Here is a 16,280-nt window from a genome sequence, read left to right on the forward strand (position 1 = left end):
GTGGCCGCGAAGCAGGCAGGCTCCTTACCGTCAACGCGCGATGATGGCTTCTTCCTGGCGCAGTGCGTGGCAGTGGCCGACGAATCCGTGAACGTGAAAACGTTCGAGTTCGTCGCCGTTGACGGAAGATCGCTCGACTATGCCGCGGGGCAGCACATCACAGTTGAAGCGCCGACCCTCAGCGGCATTCTGTACCGCTGCTACACGTTGTCGTCGACGCCGACGCGTGCAGGGCGCTTCGCGATAACGGCGAAAGCCGCGCCTCATGGTCCGGTGTCCGCATGGTTGCATCAGGAAATTGCGCCAGGCGCTCGCTTTCGTATCTCCCCACCTTCAGGCGCGTTCATCGCTCCTGAAGCAACCGGAGGCGCGTATTTATTCGTCGCTGGAGGTGTGGGCATTACACCGCTCCTGTCGATGACAAGGGCGTTATACGACGCGCGCGCCGAGATCGATCTTGTCTTCCTGCAATGTGCGAGCACGCAGGAAGATCTTCTCTTTCGCAAGGATCTGGAGGAGATGGCGGCATCCTGGCCGAGTCTGCAAGTCAAGCTGACGGTATCGCGCGAGGCCGCTGTACCGCTTCTCGCTGGCCGGCTTGAACGCGCCAAATTGGCCCAATGGATTCCCGATATCGCGAAGCGCACGATTTATTGCTGCGGCCCCGATGCATTCATGAAGACTGTCTACGAGGCTGCGGTGAGCCTTGGCGTTGCACCGCAACGGTATCACCAGGAGAGTTTCGTGCTGCCGCTCGCCGCGAACGCGTTTGAAGCAGTAGTGCCGACGGCGCAGGTCAGTGTGATGCTTGCAGCGTCGAGACTCGAGTGTGTCGCGTCAACGAACGATGTGCTGATAGACGCCGCCCAGTCCGTGGGTGTCGTGATCCCGAGTGCGTGCCGCGCCGGTATGTGCGGCACCTGCAAGACACGTGTGATTGCGGGCCAGGTCGAGATGGCGCACAACGGCGGCATCACCGATGAAGAGATAGCAGAGGGATGGATCCTGACCTGTTGTGCACGCCCGCTAACGGACATAGAACTGGACTGTTAGGCTGACAGATTCGATTCTATGGTGGATGAATTCGTAAAACAATCAGTATGCCTAATGTCGTTGCGGTGCGGTTTTTCACATGCGAAATTGCATGAAAACCATGTTCTAAATTCGTTTGAGAAAAGAATTAACGCTTCTTAGCATGCATGTCACACGCGCTGAAGCATTCAATCGCGACATGATGGACGAGATGCCGGTTCTGTCGCTTTTCGATACACGCACACACGAATGAAAGGGAATTCATGAAAAGTCATTGTCAGGTGGCGATTATCGGCGGAGGTGTTGTTGGCGCCTCGGTGCTGTACCACTTAACGAAATTCGGCTGGACCGACGTCGTGATGCTTGAGCGCAAGGTTCTCACCGCCGGGTCGACATGGCATGCGGCCGCCGGCTTCCATGCGTTTAACGGCGATCCCAACGTCGTCAGGCTGCAGAGTTACACGATCTCGCTCTACAAGGAAATTGAGGAAGAGGGAGATCAGAATGTCGGCCTGCATGTGCCTGGCGGCATCACCATGGCGGCAACGCCTGAGCGCTGGGAGTTTCTGCGCACCGAGTGGTCACGGCACCGTTTCATGGGTCTCGACACCGAGTTGATCACGCCGTCCGAGATCAAGGCAATGTGTCCGCTGGTCGACGTGAGCGAGGTGAAGGGAGGCCTGTGGGCGCCGAACGAAGGCCACCTGGACCCTTACGGATGTACTCAGGCCTATGCGCGCGCCGCGCGAAGACGCGGCGCGGAGATCTATCAGCATACGCGGGTAGAGGCGCTCGAACCGCGTGCGGATGGCAGCTGGACGGTCATTACCGATCAGGGGGTGATTCATGCCGAGCATGTGGTCAACGCAGCGGGACTGTGGGCGCGGGAAGTCGGTGCTATGGCTGGTGTGAAGCTGCCGCTCATTCCGATGGAACATCACTATCTCATCACGGAAGACATTCCGGAGCTCGTCACGCTCGGACGGGAGATACCGGTGATGGTCGACCTCGATGGCGAAATTTACATGCGCCAGGAACACCACGGTGTTCTGTTCGGCGTGTACGAGAAACGCTCGACACCATGGTCGCTGGACGGGACTCCGTGGGAATACGGCGAGACCGATCTGTTGCCGCCGCGGCTCGAGCGTATCGAAGACGAACTGATGCGCGGCTTCGAACGCTTTCCGAGCGTGGGGAACGCCGGTATCAAACGCGTCGTCAATGGGCCCTTCACATTTACGCCAGACGGCAATCCGCTCGTCGGCCCCGTGCGCGGTTTGCGCAACTACTGGGCGGCTTGTGGCTGCATGGCGGGTTTCAGTCAGGGTGGCGGCGTCGGCCTGGCACTGGCGCAGTGGATGATCGAGGGCGAACCGCAAGACAACGTGTTCGCGATGGATGTGGCGCGTTTTCCAGACCTCACACAGACCTACGTCGCGGCCAAAGCACGGGAATTTTACGAGCACCGTTTCTACCTCGCGCGGCCGAATGAGCAGTGGCCCGCGGGCCGCCCACTCAAGACCACGCCGCTATACGACCTGCAGGAGCAGGCGAATGCCGTATTCGGTGTCAACTACGGACTTGAAACGCCGATGTGGTTTGCGCCGGCCGGTCAGCCCGCTCATGAAACGCCGACGTTTCGCCGGTCGAATGCCTTCGACACCGTAGCCGCGGAATGCCGCGCCATTCGCGAGCAGGTGGGTCTGTTCGATGCAAGTAGTTATGCGAAGTACGAAATCAGCGGACCTGGCGCAGAACTGTGGGTCGACCGGTTGTTCGCCAGCTGTCTGCCGGAAGTCGGCCGTGCCCGGCTTGCGCCGCTCCTTTCGCCGTCGGGCCGTCTCAAGGGCGATCTGACGATTCTGCGGCTCGCGGCGCAGCGGTTCCTCGTGACGGGGTCCGGTTACCTGCAGGAGTGGCATCTGCGCTGGTTCGAGGACCATCTGCCGGCAGACGGAAGTGTGCGCATCGACAACCGCAGCGAGTCGCTGGCGATGCTCGCGATCGCCGGTCCCAATGCAAAAGCACTGGTTGGCGAAGTCTTCGGCACCGCGGCAACTGCTGCGGCCCAGCGCTTCATGTCGGTCGCCCGGATCGATGCGGGCTTTGCCCCGGCGTGGATCGCACGTCTGTCGCTGACCGGTGAACTGGGCTACGAGATCTACGTCGAGAACCACTATCTGCGCAGCGTCTACCAACGGTTACTCGCGGCGGGCGGCGCTTTTGGGCTGCGTCAGTACGGCGTATGGGCGTTGCTGTCGACGCGCCTCGAAAAGGGCTTCGGCATCTGGTCACGCGAATTCGGCCCCGAATACACGCCGGCCATGGCGGATCTCGAACGCTTCATTGCCTTCGACAAGGGCGACTTCATCGGGCGCGAGGCCGTGCTCGCGCAACGCGGCGTGACGCCTGTGCATCGGCTCATCACATTCGAAATCGATGCTATCGACGCAGACGCGAGCGGTTTCGAACCGGTCTGGGTGGGCGACGCGGTTGCGGGCTACACCACATCGGGGGGCTATGGCCATACGACGGGCAAGAGTCTCGCCATGGGTTACGTGAAGAGCGAATACCTCGTCGGTGCGAACGCATTCGAGATCCAGATTCTCGGCGAGCGCCAGCCAGCAAGGATACTGACAGCGCCAGCATACGATCCGGATGGCGCGCGTATGCGCGGATAGTACGACGGCTTCGGCGCATGCCAGCCGTGGGGGCAGTGATCATTCAATGAGCAGGGTGACTATGAAAATCGTGGTGGCAGTCAAGCGCGTGATCGATTCGAACGTGAAGCCGCGGGTGCGCGCGGACCAGACGGGAGTCGATATGACGAACGTGAAGATGTCGATGAATCCATTCGACGAGATCGCCGTCGAGGAAGCCGTGCGCCTGAAGGAAGCGGGTGTCGCGACCGAAGTGATTGCTGTGTCGGCCGGTGTTACGCAGGCGCAGGAAACACTGCGCACGGCGCTGGCGATCGGCGCGGATCGGGCAATCCTGATCGAGTCGAATGAAGAAATTCAGCCGCTGGCGGTAGCCAGACTGCTGCATGCGGTCATCGAGCGAGAAAACCCGCAACTCGTGATTCTCGGCAAGCAGGCAATCGACGACGACTCGAACCAGACCGGTCAGATGCTCGCAGCGCTGACAGGCTGGCCGCAGGCCACCTTCGCGGCGAAGGTGGATCTGGTGGATGGCGCGGCGCTCGTTTGCCGTGAAGTGGACGGCGGTACCGAGACTGTGTCGCTCAGTTTGCCCGCCGTCATTACGACGGATCTGCGTCTGAACGAGCCGCGCTATGTAACCTTGCCGAGCATCATGAAGGCGAAGAAAAAGCCACTGCAGACACTGACGCCCGGCGAGCTCGGCGTGGACGTGACGCCCCGGCTGAAAACGCTGAAGGTCGTGGAGCCGCCCAGGCGTGCCGCCGGTGTCAGGGTGCCGGACGTGCAGACTTTACTCGACAAGCTTAAGACTGAAGCCAGAGTGATCTGAGCAGCACGAGGAGACAATGACATGACGATTCTGGTTATCGCCGAACACGACGGCGGCGCGATCAAAACTTCAACGCTCAATGCAGTGACTGCGGCGGCGGTAATCGCCACGTTCACCGGCCAGCCGATTCATTTGCTGGTAGCGGGCTATCAGGCACAAGGCGTCGCTGACGCCGCGTCGAGGATCGCTGGTGTGAGCCGGGTATTGCTCGCCGATGCGCCACAACTCGCGGCGGGACTGGCGGAGAACCTTGACGCGACGGCACTGGCGTTGCTGCGCCGCGAGAGCGGGATTTACTCGCATGTGCTGGTGGCCGCCACCGCCTACGGCAAGAACATCGCGCCCCGCCTTGCCGCCAGGCTCGATGTCGCGCAGATCAGCGACATTATCGCGATCGTGGGAGCCGATACTTTCGACCGGCCGATCTATGCTGGCAACGCTATCGCCACCGTGCAATCGTGCGATCCGGTCAAGGTCGTCACCGTGCGGACCACGGCGTTCGATCCCGCCGCCGATGACGGCGGGGGCGCGACGGTGGAGAGAATCGAAGCGGCACCGGATACCGGCATCTCACGGTTGGTCAGCCGCGAGTTGACCAGGCAGGACCGGCCTGAATTGACGTCCGCGGCTATCGTCGTCTCCGGCGGCCGGGGACTCGGCAGCGCGGAGAACTACGCGAAAATACTCACGCCGTTGGCGGACAAGCTCAACGCCGCACTCGGCGCCTCTCGCGCCGCGGTGGACGCAGGATTCGTCCCGAATGACTATCAGGTTGGTCAGACGGGCAAGATAGTCGCGCCGCAACTGTATGTGGCCGTGGGTATTTCCGGCGCGATCCAGCATCTCGCAGGGATGAAAGATGCCAAGGTCATTGTTGCAATCAACAAAGACCCGGAGGCGCCGATTTTCGCCATCGCGGATTACGCGCTCGAAGCCGATCTGTTCGTCGCAGTGCCCGAGATGACAGCTGCGTTATAACAACCACTCGTAGTCCGCAAAGGGAACGGAGAAAAACATGTTCAACTGCATCGCAAGACGTATAGTCGTCGGACTCGTGTTGGGCGCGGCCGCTCTGGCGCAGCATGCCAATGCCGCAGCCACGGAGTCTGCCTGGTGTGCATCTGGCAAGCCGGTGAAATTCGCCGAAATGGGCTGGGACAGTGCCAGATTCATGACCGAGGTGATTCGATATGTGCTCGAGAAGGGCTACGGCTGCAAGACCGATCAGACACCGGGCACCAACGCCATTGCCCTGCAAGGCGTGGTGATGAACGACCTGAACGTGATGGTCGAATACTGGTCCGGACGCACACCGGCATACGAAAGCGCGGCGCGTGAGGGCAAGGTCAGGATTCTCGGCTCGCTGATCTCTGGTGGCAGCGTGGAGGGTTATTACGTGCCGGAATATGTCATCAAGGGTGACCCTGCCCGAGGTATCAAGCCGGTCGCGCCGGACTTGCGGAGCATTACTGATCTGCCGAAATACAAGGATCTGTTCGCCGACGACGAGGACCCATCGAAAGGACGGCTCTATAACTGCCCGATTGGCTGGCAATGCGAGGCGGACACGGTGCAGAAGATGAAAGCCTACAGGCTCGACAGCGCGTTCACCGACTTTCATCCTGGTTCCGGGCCAGCGCTCGATTCGGCCATTGAATCGGCGTACACGCGCGGCAAGCCGATCCTGTTCTACTATTGGGAGCCGTCGACGATCCTTGGCCGTTTCAAGGCCGTCCGTCTCGTCGAGCCCGCGTTCAACGAAGCATGCTGGAAAACCATCAACGGCAGCAAGGATGGGAATCCGTGCGGATCGGCCTCGCCGCCCACGGCGCTGCGCATTGTGGTGTCGAACGCGCTGTACTCAGCCGATCCGCAGATCGTCGGACTCTTCGAGAAAGTGCAGTTCCCGATGGAATCGATCAATGCGGTTCTTGCACGCATGGCAAGCGCAAAAACGCCGCCGCGCCAGGCCGCGATCGACTTCCTGAAGGCCAACCCCGATATGCTGTCGCACTGGGTGCCGGCCGATGTGTCGAGCAAGGTACGCAGCAGTCTGCAGTGACATTGCACGCGGTGCGCGCCGGAAACGGCCGCGCTCTTCCGTGTATCGCATTGGATGGATGCCGGCGCCGCCATGCTGCGCCGGCGCGACTCACAGTACAGGTGCCGTGTGAATGGAATATTCTTGCAACTCGATCTGGGCGACCCGATCAACCGCTTCTTCATGGGGCTCGTGGCGCAATATGGCGACCTGTTCCACCGCATCAGCGCGCTCCTGCTGGGTTATGCGCTCAATCCCGTCGAGACGATGCTCAAGGGTGCGCCGCCGCTTGTCGTGATCGGCGTCGTAGGCGCGATCACGTGGCTCGGTTCGCGCAAGATCGCACTCACGGTGCTGCTCGCCGCGATGACGTACCTGATAGGCTGCCTCGGGCTATGGGACAAGCTGATGCAGACCTGCGCGATCATGCTGACCGCGATGATACTGACGGTGCTGATCGGCCTCCCGCTCGGTATCGCAATCTCGCGCAGCCGCTGGTTGGCTCGGGTGATCAATCCGATCCTCGACATGATGCAGACACTGCCTTCGTTCGTGTATCTGATTCCGGTCGTGATGCTGTTTGGCCTCGGCCGCGTACCGGCGATCTTCGCTACGATGATTTACGCGTTGCCACCCCTGGTCCGGCTGACCGACCTTGGCTTGCGGCAGGTGCCGGGCGACGTGCTGGAGGCCGCGAGGGCTTTCGGCGCGACACCGGGCCAGCAACTGCTTGCTGTGGAGCTGCCGCTCGCGTTGCCTTCCATTATGGCGGGCATTAACCAGGCCGTGATGATGTCGCTTGCAATGGTCGTCATTGCGTCGATGATCGGTGCGCGCGGACTCGGAGAGGATGTGCTCGCGGGCATCAACAATCTGGATATGGGACAGGGTGTAGTCGGCGGCGTAGCGATCGTGATTCTGGCGATCGTATTCGACCGCATCACCCAGTCGTTCGGCATCGGCAAGCGCGCGCGGCGCGGTCAAAGTGAGAGTCTTCGATGAACATTTCTTCACTGCGCAACATTGTGCGTGGTCTTGAATCTGGCACGGCGCCGCTGAAGAGCGCGGTGCCGTCGGCCATGGAAACCACAAACACGGCGGGGTTCGCTGCTATGGCCGAAACCTCGGCGCTGCTCGAACTGCGCGGGCTTTACAAGGTGTTCGGACCGCATTCACGGCAGATTCGCGAGGCACTTGAACAGGCCCGGGCAGGCATATCCAAGGAACAGATTCTTTCCGCGACCGGGTGCAACGTCGCGGTGCGCGATGTGTCGCTGTCGGTGTATCCGGGTGAGATCTTCGTCATCATGGGGCTTTCGGGTTCGGGCAAGTCGACACTCGTGCGGCACTTCAACCGTCTGGTCGAGCCGACCGCGGGACAACTGCTGTTTCGCGGCACCGACGTACTGAAGCTCAATGCCCGGCAGTTGCGCGAAATGCGGCGCTTCCACATGGGCATGGTCTTTCAGAGCTTTGCACTGCTGCCGCACAAGACCGTGCTGGAGAACGTGACCTTCGGGCGCTGGATTCGTGGCGACGACGCGGCGGCGTCGCGCGAGGCGGCACGCGCGTGGATCAATGGCCGGCTCGGTTTGCGGGGCTACGACGATCGCTATCCGGACGAGCTGTCGGGCGGCATGCGTCAACGTGTCGGGCTGGCCCGTGCGCTCGTTGCCGAACCTGACGTGCTATTGATGGACGAAGCCTTCAGCGCGCTCGATCCGCTGATTCGCGCGGAAATGCAGGACATCCTGCTCGAAATGCAGGCCGACCTGCGGCGCACGATTGTCTTCATCACGCACGATCTGGACGAAGCGATGAAGATCGGCTCGCGTATCGCCATCATGAAGGATGGCGCAGTCATTCAGGTCGGCACACCCGAGCAGATTCGCACGAATCCGGCGAACGACTACGTGCGGCGCTTTGTCGATGCCCGGTGACGCCTGGCTCGTTTCTACACGAATACGCCGCTGATGCGTTCGATGCGCTGTTGAATGCCACGTTGCTATGCGAATGCCGGCGCGTATTCGTGCGGGGCTGGCGCCCGGGTCCGGAAGCGGCAGCACCGCGTGCGGACGTCAGTTTGTATGTTCCGCTCGCGGATTCCCCGTCGACGTTCGACGATCTCGCCGATGTGGTCGATTACGAAGCGGTGTATCACATCCTGCATTTGCATCCTTTCGTAGCTGCGCGGGAATACAGCCGTGCAGTCGCGGCGCACCTGATGAAGGATCCCAGGATCGCTGCCGTGCGGATCGCGATACACTTGCCTTTCGTCGCGCCGGTCGACAGCTATTTTCTACGAGATGCAGATTCAGCGTTTGCGACAGCCGCGACGAGAACCGTGCCTTGACACGGACAAATGGCAGGGCAGGTCTACGAGACCAGGCGCCAGGCACGGCGCCACTTGCACGTACGGTTTTATCGGACCACCGTTTCTGGCACAAGCTGGCGATCGATGCCGTTCTGGTGACATGCGGCAAGCACGGTATTGCGAAGCAGGCAAGCGATCGTCATGGGGCCCACTCCGCCTGGGACCGGCGTAATCGCGCCGGCGCGCGAAGTGGCCGATTTGAAGTCGACATCGCCTACCAGCCGGAACCCTTGCTGTTCCGAACCGGTCCGGTTAATGCCGACGTCGATCACCGTCGCCCCTGGCTTGATCCAGTTCTCATTCACGAGTTCGGCGCGACCTACGGCAACAAACAGGATATCGGCCTGGCGGCAAATTGCTTCGATGTCACGCGTACGCGAGTGCGCGATCGTCACGGTGCAGTTTTCCTGTAATAACAAAACCGCCAGCGGTTTGCCGACAATGTTGGAGCGGCCTACGACCACCGCATGCAAGCCCGCGAGCGACTCGCCTAGCTGTTGTTTCGCGAGCATGACGCAACCCTGCGGCGTACAGGGCACGAGAGCGTGTGGCGCGCCGTTCAGCAGGCCACCGGCATTGAGCGCATGGAAGCCGTCCACGTCTTTTTCAGCCGCGATCGTCGCGATCACCCGTGCTTCGTCGATATGTGCGGGCAGCGGCAATTGCACGAGGATGCCGTGTACCGCGGGGTCGTCATTCAGCGTGCGAACGAGTGCGAGCAACACGTCGCTCGACGTGTCGGGCGGCAAGCGGTGCTCGACGCTGCGAATGCCCGCCTCGCCGGCCTGGCGAACCTTGTTGCGCACATAGACCTGGCTTGCCGGGTCCTCGCCGACCAGCACGACCGCGAGAGCGGGCTGAATGCGATGCAGCCCGGTCAAAGTCGTGACTGCTGCACGGGTGGCCGCATTGAGGCGCGCGGCGCATGCCTTTCCGTCGATGATCATGGGGATGAGGAGTCCAGAAGTAAAAGAGCTGACGCGGTTAGACGCAAGGCCGAATAACAGACCTACACCGTCATGCCTGGCCAGGCAAGAATTCGGACGCGGCGTCGATCAGCCAGTGCACCAGAAAGGCGGCGTAAGAGGCATCGACGTAGACCAGATAGTCGTTGTTGCCCTGATGCAGGAGCATCGTCGGCAAACCGGCGAAGCGTGTCGTCACCACGCGTCCGATGGGACAGGCCACGGAGGAAAAGTCGACTGCGCTGCCTTTGGCAAGCAGCGATGCCGAATCTGCGCCACTCACCAGGAACCCGGTGCGGCTGTCGGAGATGAGCGTGGCCGTCGCGAAGCGGCCGTCGCATGCTGCGCGCAGTGCGCGCAGATGCGCTTGTTCATCGTCGAGCGGGCAGAAATAGAGCCATTCGGTCGGTCCGGACCAGGCAAGACAGGTTTCGCCGCGCGTGGCGAAACGCTCTGGCGTGGGCAGCGCCAGACCCGTGGCGTCGCCAATGGCCTCGGCGAAATCGGCGTCATGAGCATCGCCTTGCAGTCGAACGATGCCGCCAAGCGGCTGTTCGTCGACGCAAAGCGTCGGGCCGCGGACGGGAAACCGCTCAGGTGGCGCCCATTGGCGTGTCACGTAGATTGCTGCTTCGAGCTTAGCCATGCAGACGCTCTCCCTGCGGATCAAAATGGGCGGGCGGCACGACGCGCGCGGTCGTCACTTTGCCCTTGGCATAGATGTGGACCTGCTCGCCGAGGCGAGCGGAGCCGTTGCGCAGAATGCCGAGCCCGATTGCCTTGCCGAGCATCGGACTGATGCAGGCGGCAGTTACGTAACCGTGGGATTTGACCGGCATGTGCGGCGTGGCTTCGTCGATAAAATGGCCGCCCACCGGCAGCGGCACGTCGGGCACTAGCGATTCGAGCCCCACGAACTGGAGGCGCGCGTCGCCACAATCGGCAGCCCGTTGCAACGAGCGGCGCCCAATGAAGTCGGTGGTCTTTTTGTCGATGATCTTGCCCCAGCCAATGTCGAGTGCGTTGGAGCTGCCGTCGGTATCGCTGCCGATATGCAGGTAGCCTTTCTCGGTACGCATGACTTCAAGCGCCTCGATGCCATAGGGTGTGATGCCAAACTCGGCGCCCGCGTTGCTTATGCATTGCCACAAGGACTGCGCGTAACGCGCGGGCACCGACACTTCGAATGTGACCTCGCCGGTAAAACTCGCCCGCAATATGCGGGCGGGCGCACCTGCAAAATGGCCGGAGCGGAACTGCATATGCACGAAGGCGTCTGCGTCGAAATCGATATCCGACTCGATCTTCTGCAGCACCTGGCGCGCCTTGGGACCCGAGACGGTGACGTTAGCCCATTGCGTCGTCACGTTGGTGACGTGTACGCGAAGTTCCGGCCACTCGCACTGCAGATACTCTTCGAAAAGCAGAAAGACCCGTGCGACCGCGCCGCTCGTGGCGTGCACGAGAAAATCATCGTCGGCGAGGCGAACGATAACACCGTCGTCGATGAGGACGCCGTTGTCGTTGCTCAGCATGGCATAGCGCGCAAAGCCCGGCTTGAGCGTTGCCAGATTATTGACGTAGACGCGGTTGAGAAACGCGGCGGCGTCTGGCCCCTTGAGTTCGATCTTGCCGAGCGGCGAGCCGTCGAACAGTCCGACGCCGTGACGCACGGCCAGCACCTCGCGCAGCGTTGCCGTGGCAATCCCTTCGTCTTCGCGCGGATAGTATTCCGGTCTGCGCCAGCCGTAGTCGCCGAAATGCGCCGCCTGTGCCGCGTGCCACGCGTGGGCGGGCAACGTCTGCCACGGCGCGTAACGTTCGCCGACGGTCGGCCCGGCAAACGTGCCGAGCGTGACAGGCTGATAAGGCGGGCGGAACCGGGTCGTGCCGACCTGCGGTATCGGCTTGCCGGTCAATTCCGCCATCACGGCGAGAATATTGAAGTTGCCCGACTTGCCCTGATCGATGCTCATGCCGCCGGTCGTATAGCGCTTCACGTGTTCCACCGACACGTAGTTCTCGCGAAGCGCGAGTTCCACGTCCGACACCTTGACGTCGTATTGAAAATCGAGCCACTGTTTGTCGGTGCGGGCGCCGCGTGTGTACCAGTACGGCTCGATGCGCAACGTCTCGTCGAGGCCGGTATCGACGACAGGCGCGCCGGTCGACAGGTCGTGGGCGCCGCCGGACGGCTCTGCCATTTCCCGGCCGGCGCGCGCTCCGTCGGCGAGGCAGCCGGCCAGTGTGAACTTCCCGTTTGCTGCGCCGACGACGCGCACCTGCTGCTCACAACCGTCCGGCACGAGGCACAGATTCGCTTCGTCGTAGCGCAGCTTGCCGCCGGCCTGGCTGAAAAGATGCACGGTCGGGGTCCAGCCACCCGACATCGCGAGCAGATCGCAGGGAAGGGTGACGATGGCGGCGCCCAGCTGCCCGCCACCGAGGTGTCGTGCGAGTCGTACAGCTGTGATCTTGCGACGGCCTTGAGTGGCGACGATGCCATGTGCCGGATAGTGAGCGATGCCTCGCTCGTGAAGACACTGCTGCAGCTTCTCGTCGACGTTCGCCCGCGTATCGACGACCGAAAGTTCGCGCACGCCGGCTTCGTGCAGATCGATCGCGGTGCGATATGCGTCGTCATGGTTCGTCACGATCACCACGCGCTGACCGCACACAACGCCGAAGCGGTTCACATAGGCCCGTACCGCTGCCGCGAGCATCACGCCGGGGCGGTCATTGTTCGGAAAGACGAGTGGCCGTTCAAGGGCGCCTGTGGCGAGAATGACCGCTGAGGCGCGGATCCGCCACAGGCGCTCACGCAGCGTGCCAGTGCGATCTTGCGCCCGCACGGGAGCGGCAATGCGCTCTGCGGCAGCCAGAAAATTGTTTTCGTAATAGCCGCTGACCGTGGTGCGAGTCAACAGTTGTACGTTCGGTAGTGCCCGCAGTTGCTCCACGACCCGTTCAACCCAACGGCCTGCCGATTCACCGTTGATCCGCATCTGCTCGTGCAGGAGCGCGCCGCCGGGTGCATCTCGATCGTCGACTAGCACCACGCGTACGCCGCGTTGCCCGGCCGCGAGCGCAGCCGAAAGGCCAGCCGGGCCGCCGCCGCAGATCAGCACATCGCAGTGGAGATTGCGCTTCTGATAGGTTTGCGCATCGCGGGAGGTCGGGGCCCTGCCGAGCCCTGCGATTCTGCGTACCACACGCTCATACATATGCCAGTTCGGCCAGATCATCGACTTGTAATAGAACGAAGCCGGCAAGACCCGTTGAAACAAATCGAGCAAGCCGAGCAGATCCCAGCGAACTGAAGGCCACGCGTTCTGGCTGGTGGCGCGCAGGCCTTCATAAAGCATGACCAGGGTGGCACGCGCGTTAGGTTCGTCCAGGCCGCCCGCTTCGAGTTGCACCAGTGCGTTGCATTCCTCGACGCCTGCGCTGAAGACGCCGCGCGGCCGGTGCAGTTTGAAACTGCGGCCCACGATGTCGATTCCGTTAGCCAGTAACGCGGAAGCCAGGGTGTCGCCTTCAAGGCCGACGTAGTGACGTCCGTCGAACGTAAATCCCAGTGGCTTGCGCGCGACTCCCGCGGGCGCATCGTACGGCGCAATGCGCTTACGCTGCTTCATGAATGCCTCCCTGCAAAGTCGTGTCCTTGGCACTGGCGCGCGCTATCGGCAGGACGCGTGTGATCTTGTGACTGGCGGTATCGCGCTCGATGCCGAACCAGCGGCGGCAACCGAACGTATGCCGCCAGCGCTCGGGCGCCGGGCCGCGCACGTTGTCGCGCGTGAACAGATAGTCGGCCCAGTCTTCATCACTCAATTGCTGCGGATCAGCCGGACGCGTGCGATCGAACGGACCGCCAAAGGTGAACTCTTCCTCGTCGCGGGTAGTGCCGCAGTAGGGACACGGAATGCGTAACATGCGTCTCTCCCTTCAATGGTCGACGCCGGCTGCGGCCGCTTCGTTGATGAAGCGGCCGCTGGCAAAGCGATCGAGTCCGAATGGTGCGATCAGGTGGTGGGGGCGATCGTTCGCGATGGTGTAAGCGAAGGTGTCGCCACCGGCCGGAATCGCCTTGAAGCCGCCAGTGCCCCAGCCCGTGCTGATGTAAAGGCCGCTCACCGGTGTCTTGCCGACGATGGGACTCGAATCCGGAGAAATGTCGACAATGCCGGCCCACTGGCGCATCAGCTTGAGGCGGCTGAATGAGGGAAAGAGGTTCAGCACCGCGCTCAGCGTATCCTCCAGGGCGGGGAGATTGCCGCGCTGGCCATACGAGGGGTAGCTGTCGGCGCGCCCGCCGATCAGGATTTCGCCGCGATCCGACTGGCTCACATAGGTGTGAACGACCGGCGACACCACCAGTCCGCCCAGTGCTGGCTTGACCGGCTCACTGACCATGGCCTGCAGCACACCGCTGGTGATCGGGAGCGTCATGCCGGCCATTCTCGCGAGCAGCGAAGAATGACCGGCTACTGCGATGGCTACTTTGTCCGCCGTGATCACACCACTTTTCGTCTCGACGCCGCGCACCCGGTTGCCGGAACGGACGATCCCCGTCACCTCGCAGTTCTGCACGATGTCCACGCCGAGCGCGTCGGCCGCACGCGCATAACCCCACGCGACAGCATCATGGCGCGCTACGCCGGCTCGGCGCTGAACGAATCCGCCGAGAATCGGTAAGCGGGCGCCAGCGCTGGTGTCGAGCAAGGGCATGAAGTCCTTGACCTGGCCGATATCCATCATCTGCGCGTCGATGCCCTGCAACTGGATCGAATTCGACCAGCGCTCCAGCATGTCCATCTGATGAGGACTGTGAGCAAGCGTCAGCGCGCCACGCTGGCTTAGCATCACGTTGTAGTTCAGTTCACGGCTCAGGCCTTCGTAGAGGCGCAGTGAATGCTCGAAAAAATTGGTGCTTTCGGGATAAAAGTAGTTCGAGCGGATCGCCGTGGTGTTGCGCCCCGTATTGCCGCCGCCGAGCCAGCCCTTTTCGAGGATGGCGACATTCGTAATGCCATGCTTTTTGGCGAGGTAATAGGCCGTGGCAAGACCTTGGCCGCCGCCACCGATGATCACCACATCGTAGTGCGCCTTGGGCGGCCGGGTGTGCCACGCCGGTGCCCATTTGCGATGCCCTGACAGCGCATGTTTGGCGATAGCCCAGAATGAATATTTTTCCACGCAATACCTCAGGAGCGTGACGCCGGACGGCGTCGCTTACAGAATCACAGTACGATTGCCGTTCAGAAAGATGCGGCCTTCGCTGAACAGACGCACCGCGCTGGCGAGCGCCACCGCCTCCGTGTCCTGGCCAACGAGCACCATGTTTTCTGCCGTATAGGCGTGGTCGATCGGCTTGACTTCCTGCGCGATAATGGGGCCTTCGTCGAGGTCTTCAGTCACATAGTGTGCCGTGGCGCCGATTACCTTGACGCCGCGTTCGTGCGCCTGGTGATACGGCCGTGCCCCCTTGAAGCCAGGCAGGAACGAGTGATGGATATTGATTGCGCGGCCGGCGAGGCGGCGGCTCATGCCGTCGGACAGGATCTGCATGTAGCGGGCGAGTACCAGCAACTCCGCATACTTTTCGTCGAAAAGCTCGAGAATTTTCGCTTCCTGCTCCGCCTTGGTCGCCGGCGTGACCGGAAGATGATGGAAGGGGATGCCATACCATTGGACAAGGCCACGACAATCGTCGTGGTTCGAGACAACCCCGACAATTTCAACCTTGAGTGCGCCCGCCCGCCACTTTGTGAGTAGCAGGTTCAGGCAATGATCGTATCGTGACACGGCGATGAGCACTTTCGGCCGGTAATCCGCGCGCCGGATTGCGAAGCTCATGTCCAGGTCCGACGCGAGTTCAGTCAATGCATCATTCAAATGGTCGATCGAGGATTTCAGCAACTGGTCGTTGAACACCATCCGGGCAAAGAAAGTCCCGGTTTGCGGATCACCGTAATGGAATGACTCGGTGACGAAGGCGCCTTGCTCGAAAAGCAAACCCGAAACCTTCGAGAGGATGCCGAGCCGGTCCGGGCATCGGAAGGTAAACAGGTACTGCACGGAAGATGCGTCGTTTGCATTGGTCATGATTGCGGTCCTGCCTGGTGCCATGCACATGGGCTGCGATGATTGATGAGCCGCATTGATCCCAAGGGAGCGGCGCTTCCTGGCAGTGACAGGGACGTGCTGGACAACCGGCGCGCTGCAAGACCGGTGGCAACTAACAATAAAAAGTTATTGTTAGTTAGCGAGCGGCAGCGACCGATACCGTTTTGCTGCGGACGGCATCGGTCGACTTCTCGCAGCCACACCGCAATGTCTCTGACTCTGCGTATGGCTCGCAGTATAGGCATCG

Annotated in this window: 14 protein-coding genes; 8 read left to right on the plus strand and 6 right to left on the minus strand. The window is 61.7% G+C overall.

From position 1 onward, the window contains the following. The 8 genes from B0G76_RS42685 (at position 1) to B0G76_RS41695 (ending at position 8,918) form a co-directional block, all read left to right on the plus strand. Entirely contained in the window at positions 1-1,053 is a 1,053-nt protein-coding gene (locus B0G76_RS42685) for a flavin reductase family protein (protein ID WP_183082333.1), read from the plus strand. Between the two features lie 242 nt (positions 1,054-1,295). Beyond that, positions 1,296-3,713 (plus strand): FAD-dependent oxidoreductase, encoded by a 2,418-nt coding sequence (locus B0G76_RS41665; protein ID WP_120298534.1) that lies wholly within the window; start codon positions 1,296-1,298, stop codon positions 3,711-3,713. A gap of 61 nt (positions 3,714-3,774) precedes the next feature. Continuing rightward, positions 3,775-4,524, plus strand: coding sequence for an electron transfer flavoprotein subunit beta/FixA family protein (locus tag B0G76_RS41670; RefSeq protein ID WP_120298535.1), 750 nt, complete (start codon positions 3,775-3,777; stop codon positions 4,522-4,524). 21 nt (positions 4,525-4,545) lie between these two features. Beyond that, positions 4,546-5,502, plus strand: coding sequence for an electron transfer flavoprotein subunit alpha/FixB family protein (locus tag B0G76_RS41675; RefSeq protein ID WP_120298536.1), 957 nt, complete (start codon positions 4,546-4,548; stop codon positions 5,500-5,502). A 37-nt stretch (positions 5,503-5,539) separates the two neighbouring features. Further along, positions 5,540-6,586, plus strand: coding sequence for an ABC transporter substrate-binding protein (locus tag B0G76_RS41680; protein WP_120298537.1), 1,047 nt, complete (start codon positions 5,540-5,542; stop codon positions 6,584-6,586). 162 nt (positions 6,587-6,748) lie between these two features. Further along, positions 6,749-7,567, plus strand: a complete 819-nt coding sequence (locus B0G76_RS41685) for a proline/glycine betaine ABC transporter permease (RefSeq protein ID WP_106286204.1) — start codon at positions 6,749-6,751, stop codon at positions 7,565-7,567. Then, the gene (locus B0G76_RS41690) at positions 7,564-8,505 is read left to right on the plus strand and encodes a glycine betaine/L-proline ABC transporter ATP-binding protein (RefSeq protein WP_243856927.1); all 942 of its coding nucleotides are present in this window, start codon (positions 7,564-7,566) and stop codon (positions 8,503-8,505) included. Before B0G76_RS41685 ends, B0G76_RS41690 begins: the two co-directional genes overlap by 4 nt. Further along, positions 8,502-8,918 carry a hypothetical protein gene (locus tag B0G76_RS41695; RefSeq protein WP_120298538.1) on the plus strand — a complete coding sequence of 139 codons (417 nt, stop codon included), beginning with the start codon at positions 8,502-8,504 and terminating at the stop codon, positions 8,916-8,918. Before B0G76_RS41690 ends, B0G76_RS41695 begins: the two co-directional genes overlap by 4 nt. Before the next feature lie 68 nt (positions 8,919-8,986). Here B0G76_RS41695 and B0G76_RS41700 read toward each other — a convergent pair whose 3' ends face one another. The 6 genes from B0G76_RS41700 to purU all read right to left on the minus strand — a co-directional run bounded on the left by B0G76_RS41700 (position 8,987) and on the right by purU (position 16,012). After that, positions 8,987-9,886: a bifunctional 5,10-methylenetetrahydrofolate dehydrogenase/5,10-methenyltetrahydrofolate cyclohydrolase gene (locus tag B0G76_RS41700; protein WP_120298539.1), complete on the minus strand. Its 900-nt coding sequence runs from the start codon at positions 9,884-9,886 to the stop codon at positions 8,987-8,989. Between the two features lie 70 nt (positions 9,887-9,956). Then, positions 9,957-10,550, minus strand: coding sequence for a sarcosine oxidase subunit gamma (locus B0G76_RS41705; protein ID WP_120298540.1), 594 nt, complete (start codon positions 10,548-10,550; stop codon positions 9,957-9,959). Beyond that, positions 10,543-13,542 carry a sarcosine oxidase subunit alpha family protein gene (locus tag B0G76_RS41710; RefSeq protein ID WP_120298541.1) on the minus strand — a complete coding sequence of 1,000 codons (3,000 nt, stop codon included), beginning with the start codon at positions 13,540-13,542 and terminating at the stop codon, positions 10,543-10,545. The genes B0G76_RS41705 and B0G76_RS41710 overlap by 8 nt, the downstream gene beginning before the upstream one ends. Next, positions 13,529-13,840, minus strand: a complete 312-nt coding sequence (locus tag B0G76_RS41715; protein WP_106286184.1) for a sarcosine oxidase subunit delta — start codon at positions 13,838-13,840, stop codon at positions 13,529-13,531. Before B0G76_RS41715 ends, B0G76_RS41710 begins: the two co-directional genes overlap by 14 nt. Before the next feature lie 12 nt (positions 13,841-13,852). Further along, a complete protein-coding gene (locus B0G76_RS41720) occupies positions 13,853-15,103 on the minus strand; it encodes a sarcosine oxidase subunit beta family protein (RefSeq protein ID WP_120298542.1) in 1,251 nt (416 codons plus the stop codon). 36 nt (positions 15,104-15,139) lie between these two features. Next, positions 15,140-16,012 (minus strand): formyltetrahydrofolate deformylase, encoded by an 873-nt coding sequence (gene purU, locus B0G76_RS41725; RefSeq protein WP_120298659.1) that lies wholly within the window; start codon positions 16,010-16,012, stop codon positions 15,140-15,142. Positions 16,013-16,280: the final 268 nt, after the last annotated feature.

The organism is Paraburkholderia sp. BL23I1N1 (assembly GCF_003610295.1).
Taxonomy (GTDB): domain Bacteria; phylum Pseudomonadota; class Gammaproteobacteria; order Burkholderiales; family Burkholderiaceae; genus Paraburkholderia.

Excerpts from the sequence above, each read along its gene's own strand:
- B0G76_RS41665 (WP_120298534.1), top strand. The coding sequence starts at position 1,296 with ATGAAAAGTCATTGTCAGGTGGCGATTATCGGCGGAGGTGTTGTTGGC.
- B0G76_RS41670 (WP_120298535.1), top strand. The coding sequence starts at position 3,775 with ATGAAAATCGTGGTGGCAGTCAAGCGCGTGATCGATTCGAACGTGAAG.
- B0G76_RS41675 (WP_120298536.1), top strand. The coding sequence starts at position 4,546 with ATGACGATTCTGGTTATCGCCGAACACGACGGCGGCGCGATCAAAACT.
- B0G76_RS41680 (WP_120298537.1), top strand. The coding sequence starts at position 5,540 with ATGTTCAACTGCATCGCAAGACGTATAGTCGTCGGACTCGTGTTGGGC.
- B0G76_RS41685 (WP_106286204.1), top strand. The coding sequence starts at position 6,749 with ATGGGGCTCGTGGCGCAATATGGCGACCTGTTCCACCGCATCAGCGCG.
- B0G76_RS41690 (WP_243856927.1), top strand. The coding sequence starts at position 7,564 with ATGAACATTTCTTCACTGCGCAACATTGTGCGTGGTCTTGAATCTGGC.
- B0G76_RS41700 (WP_120298539.1), bottom strand. The coding sequence starts at position 9,886 with ATGATCATCGACGGAAAGGCATGCGCCGCGCGCCTCAATGCGGCCACC.
- B0G76_RS41705 (WP_120298540.1), bottom strand. The coding sequence starts at position 10,550 with ATGGCTAAGCTCGAAGCAGCAATCTACGTGACACGCCAATGGGCGCCA.
- B0G76_RS41710 (WP_120298541.1), bottom strand. The coding sequence starts at position 13,542 with ATGAAGCAGCGTAAGCGCATTGCGCCGTACGATGCGCCCGCGGGAGTC.
- B0G76_RS41715 (WP_106286184.1), bottom strand. The coding sequence starts at position 13,840 with ATGTTACGCATTCCGTGTCCCTACTGCGGCACTACCCGCGACGAGGAA.
- purU (WP_120298659.1), bottom strand. The coding sequence starts at position 16,012 with ATGACCAATGCAAACGACGCATCTTCCGTGCAGTACCTGTTTACCTTC.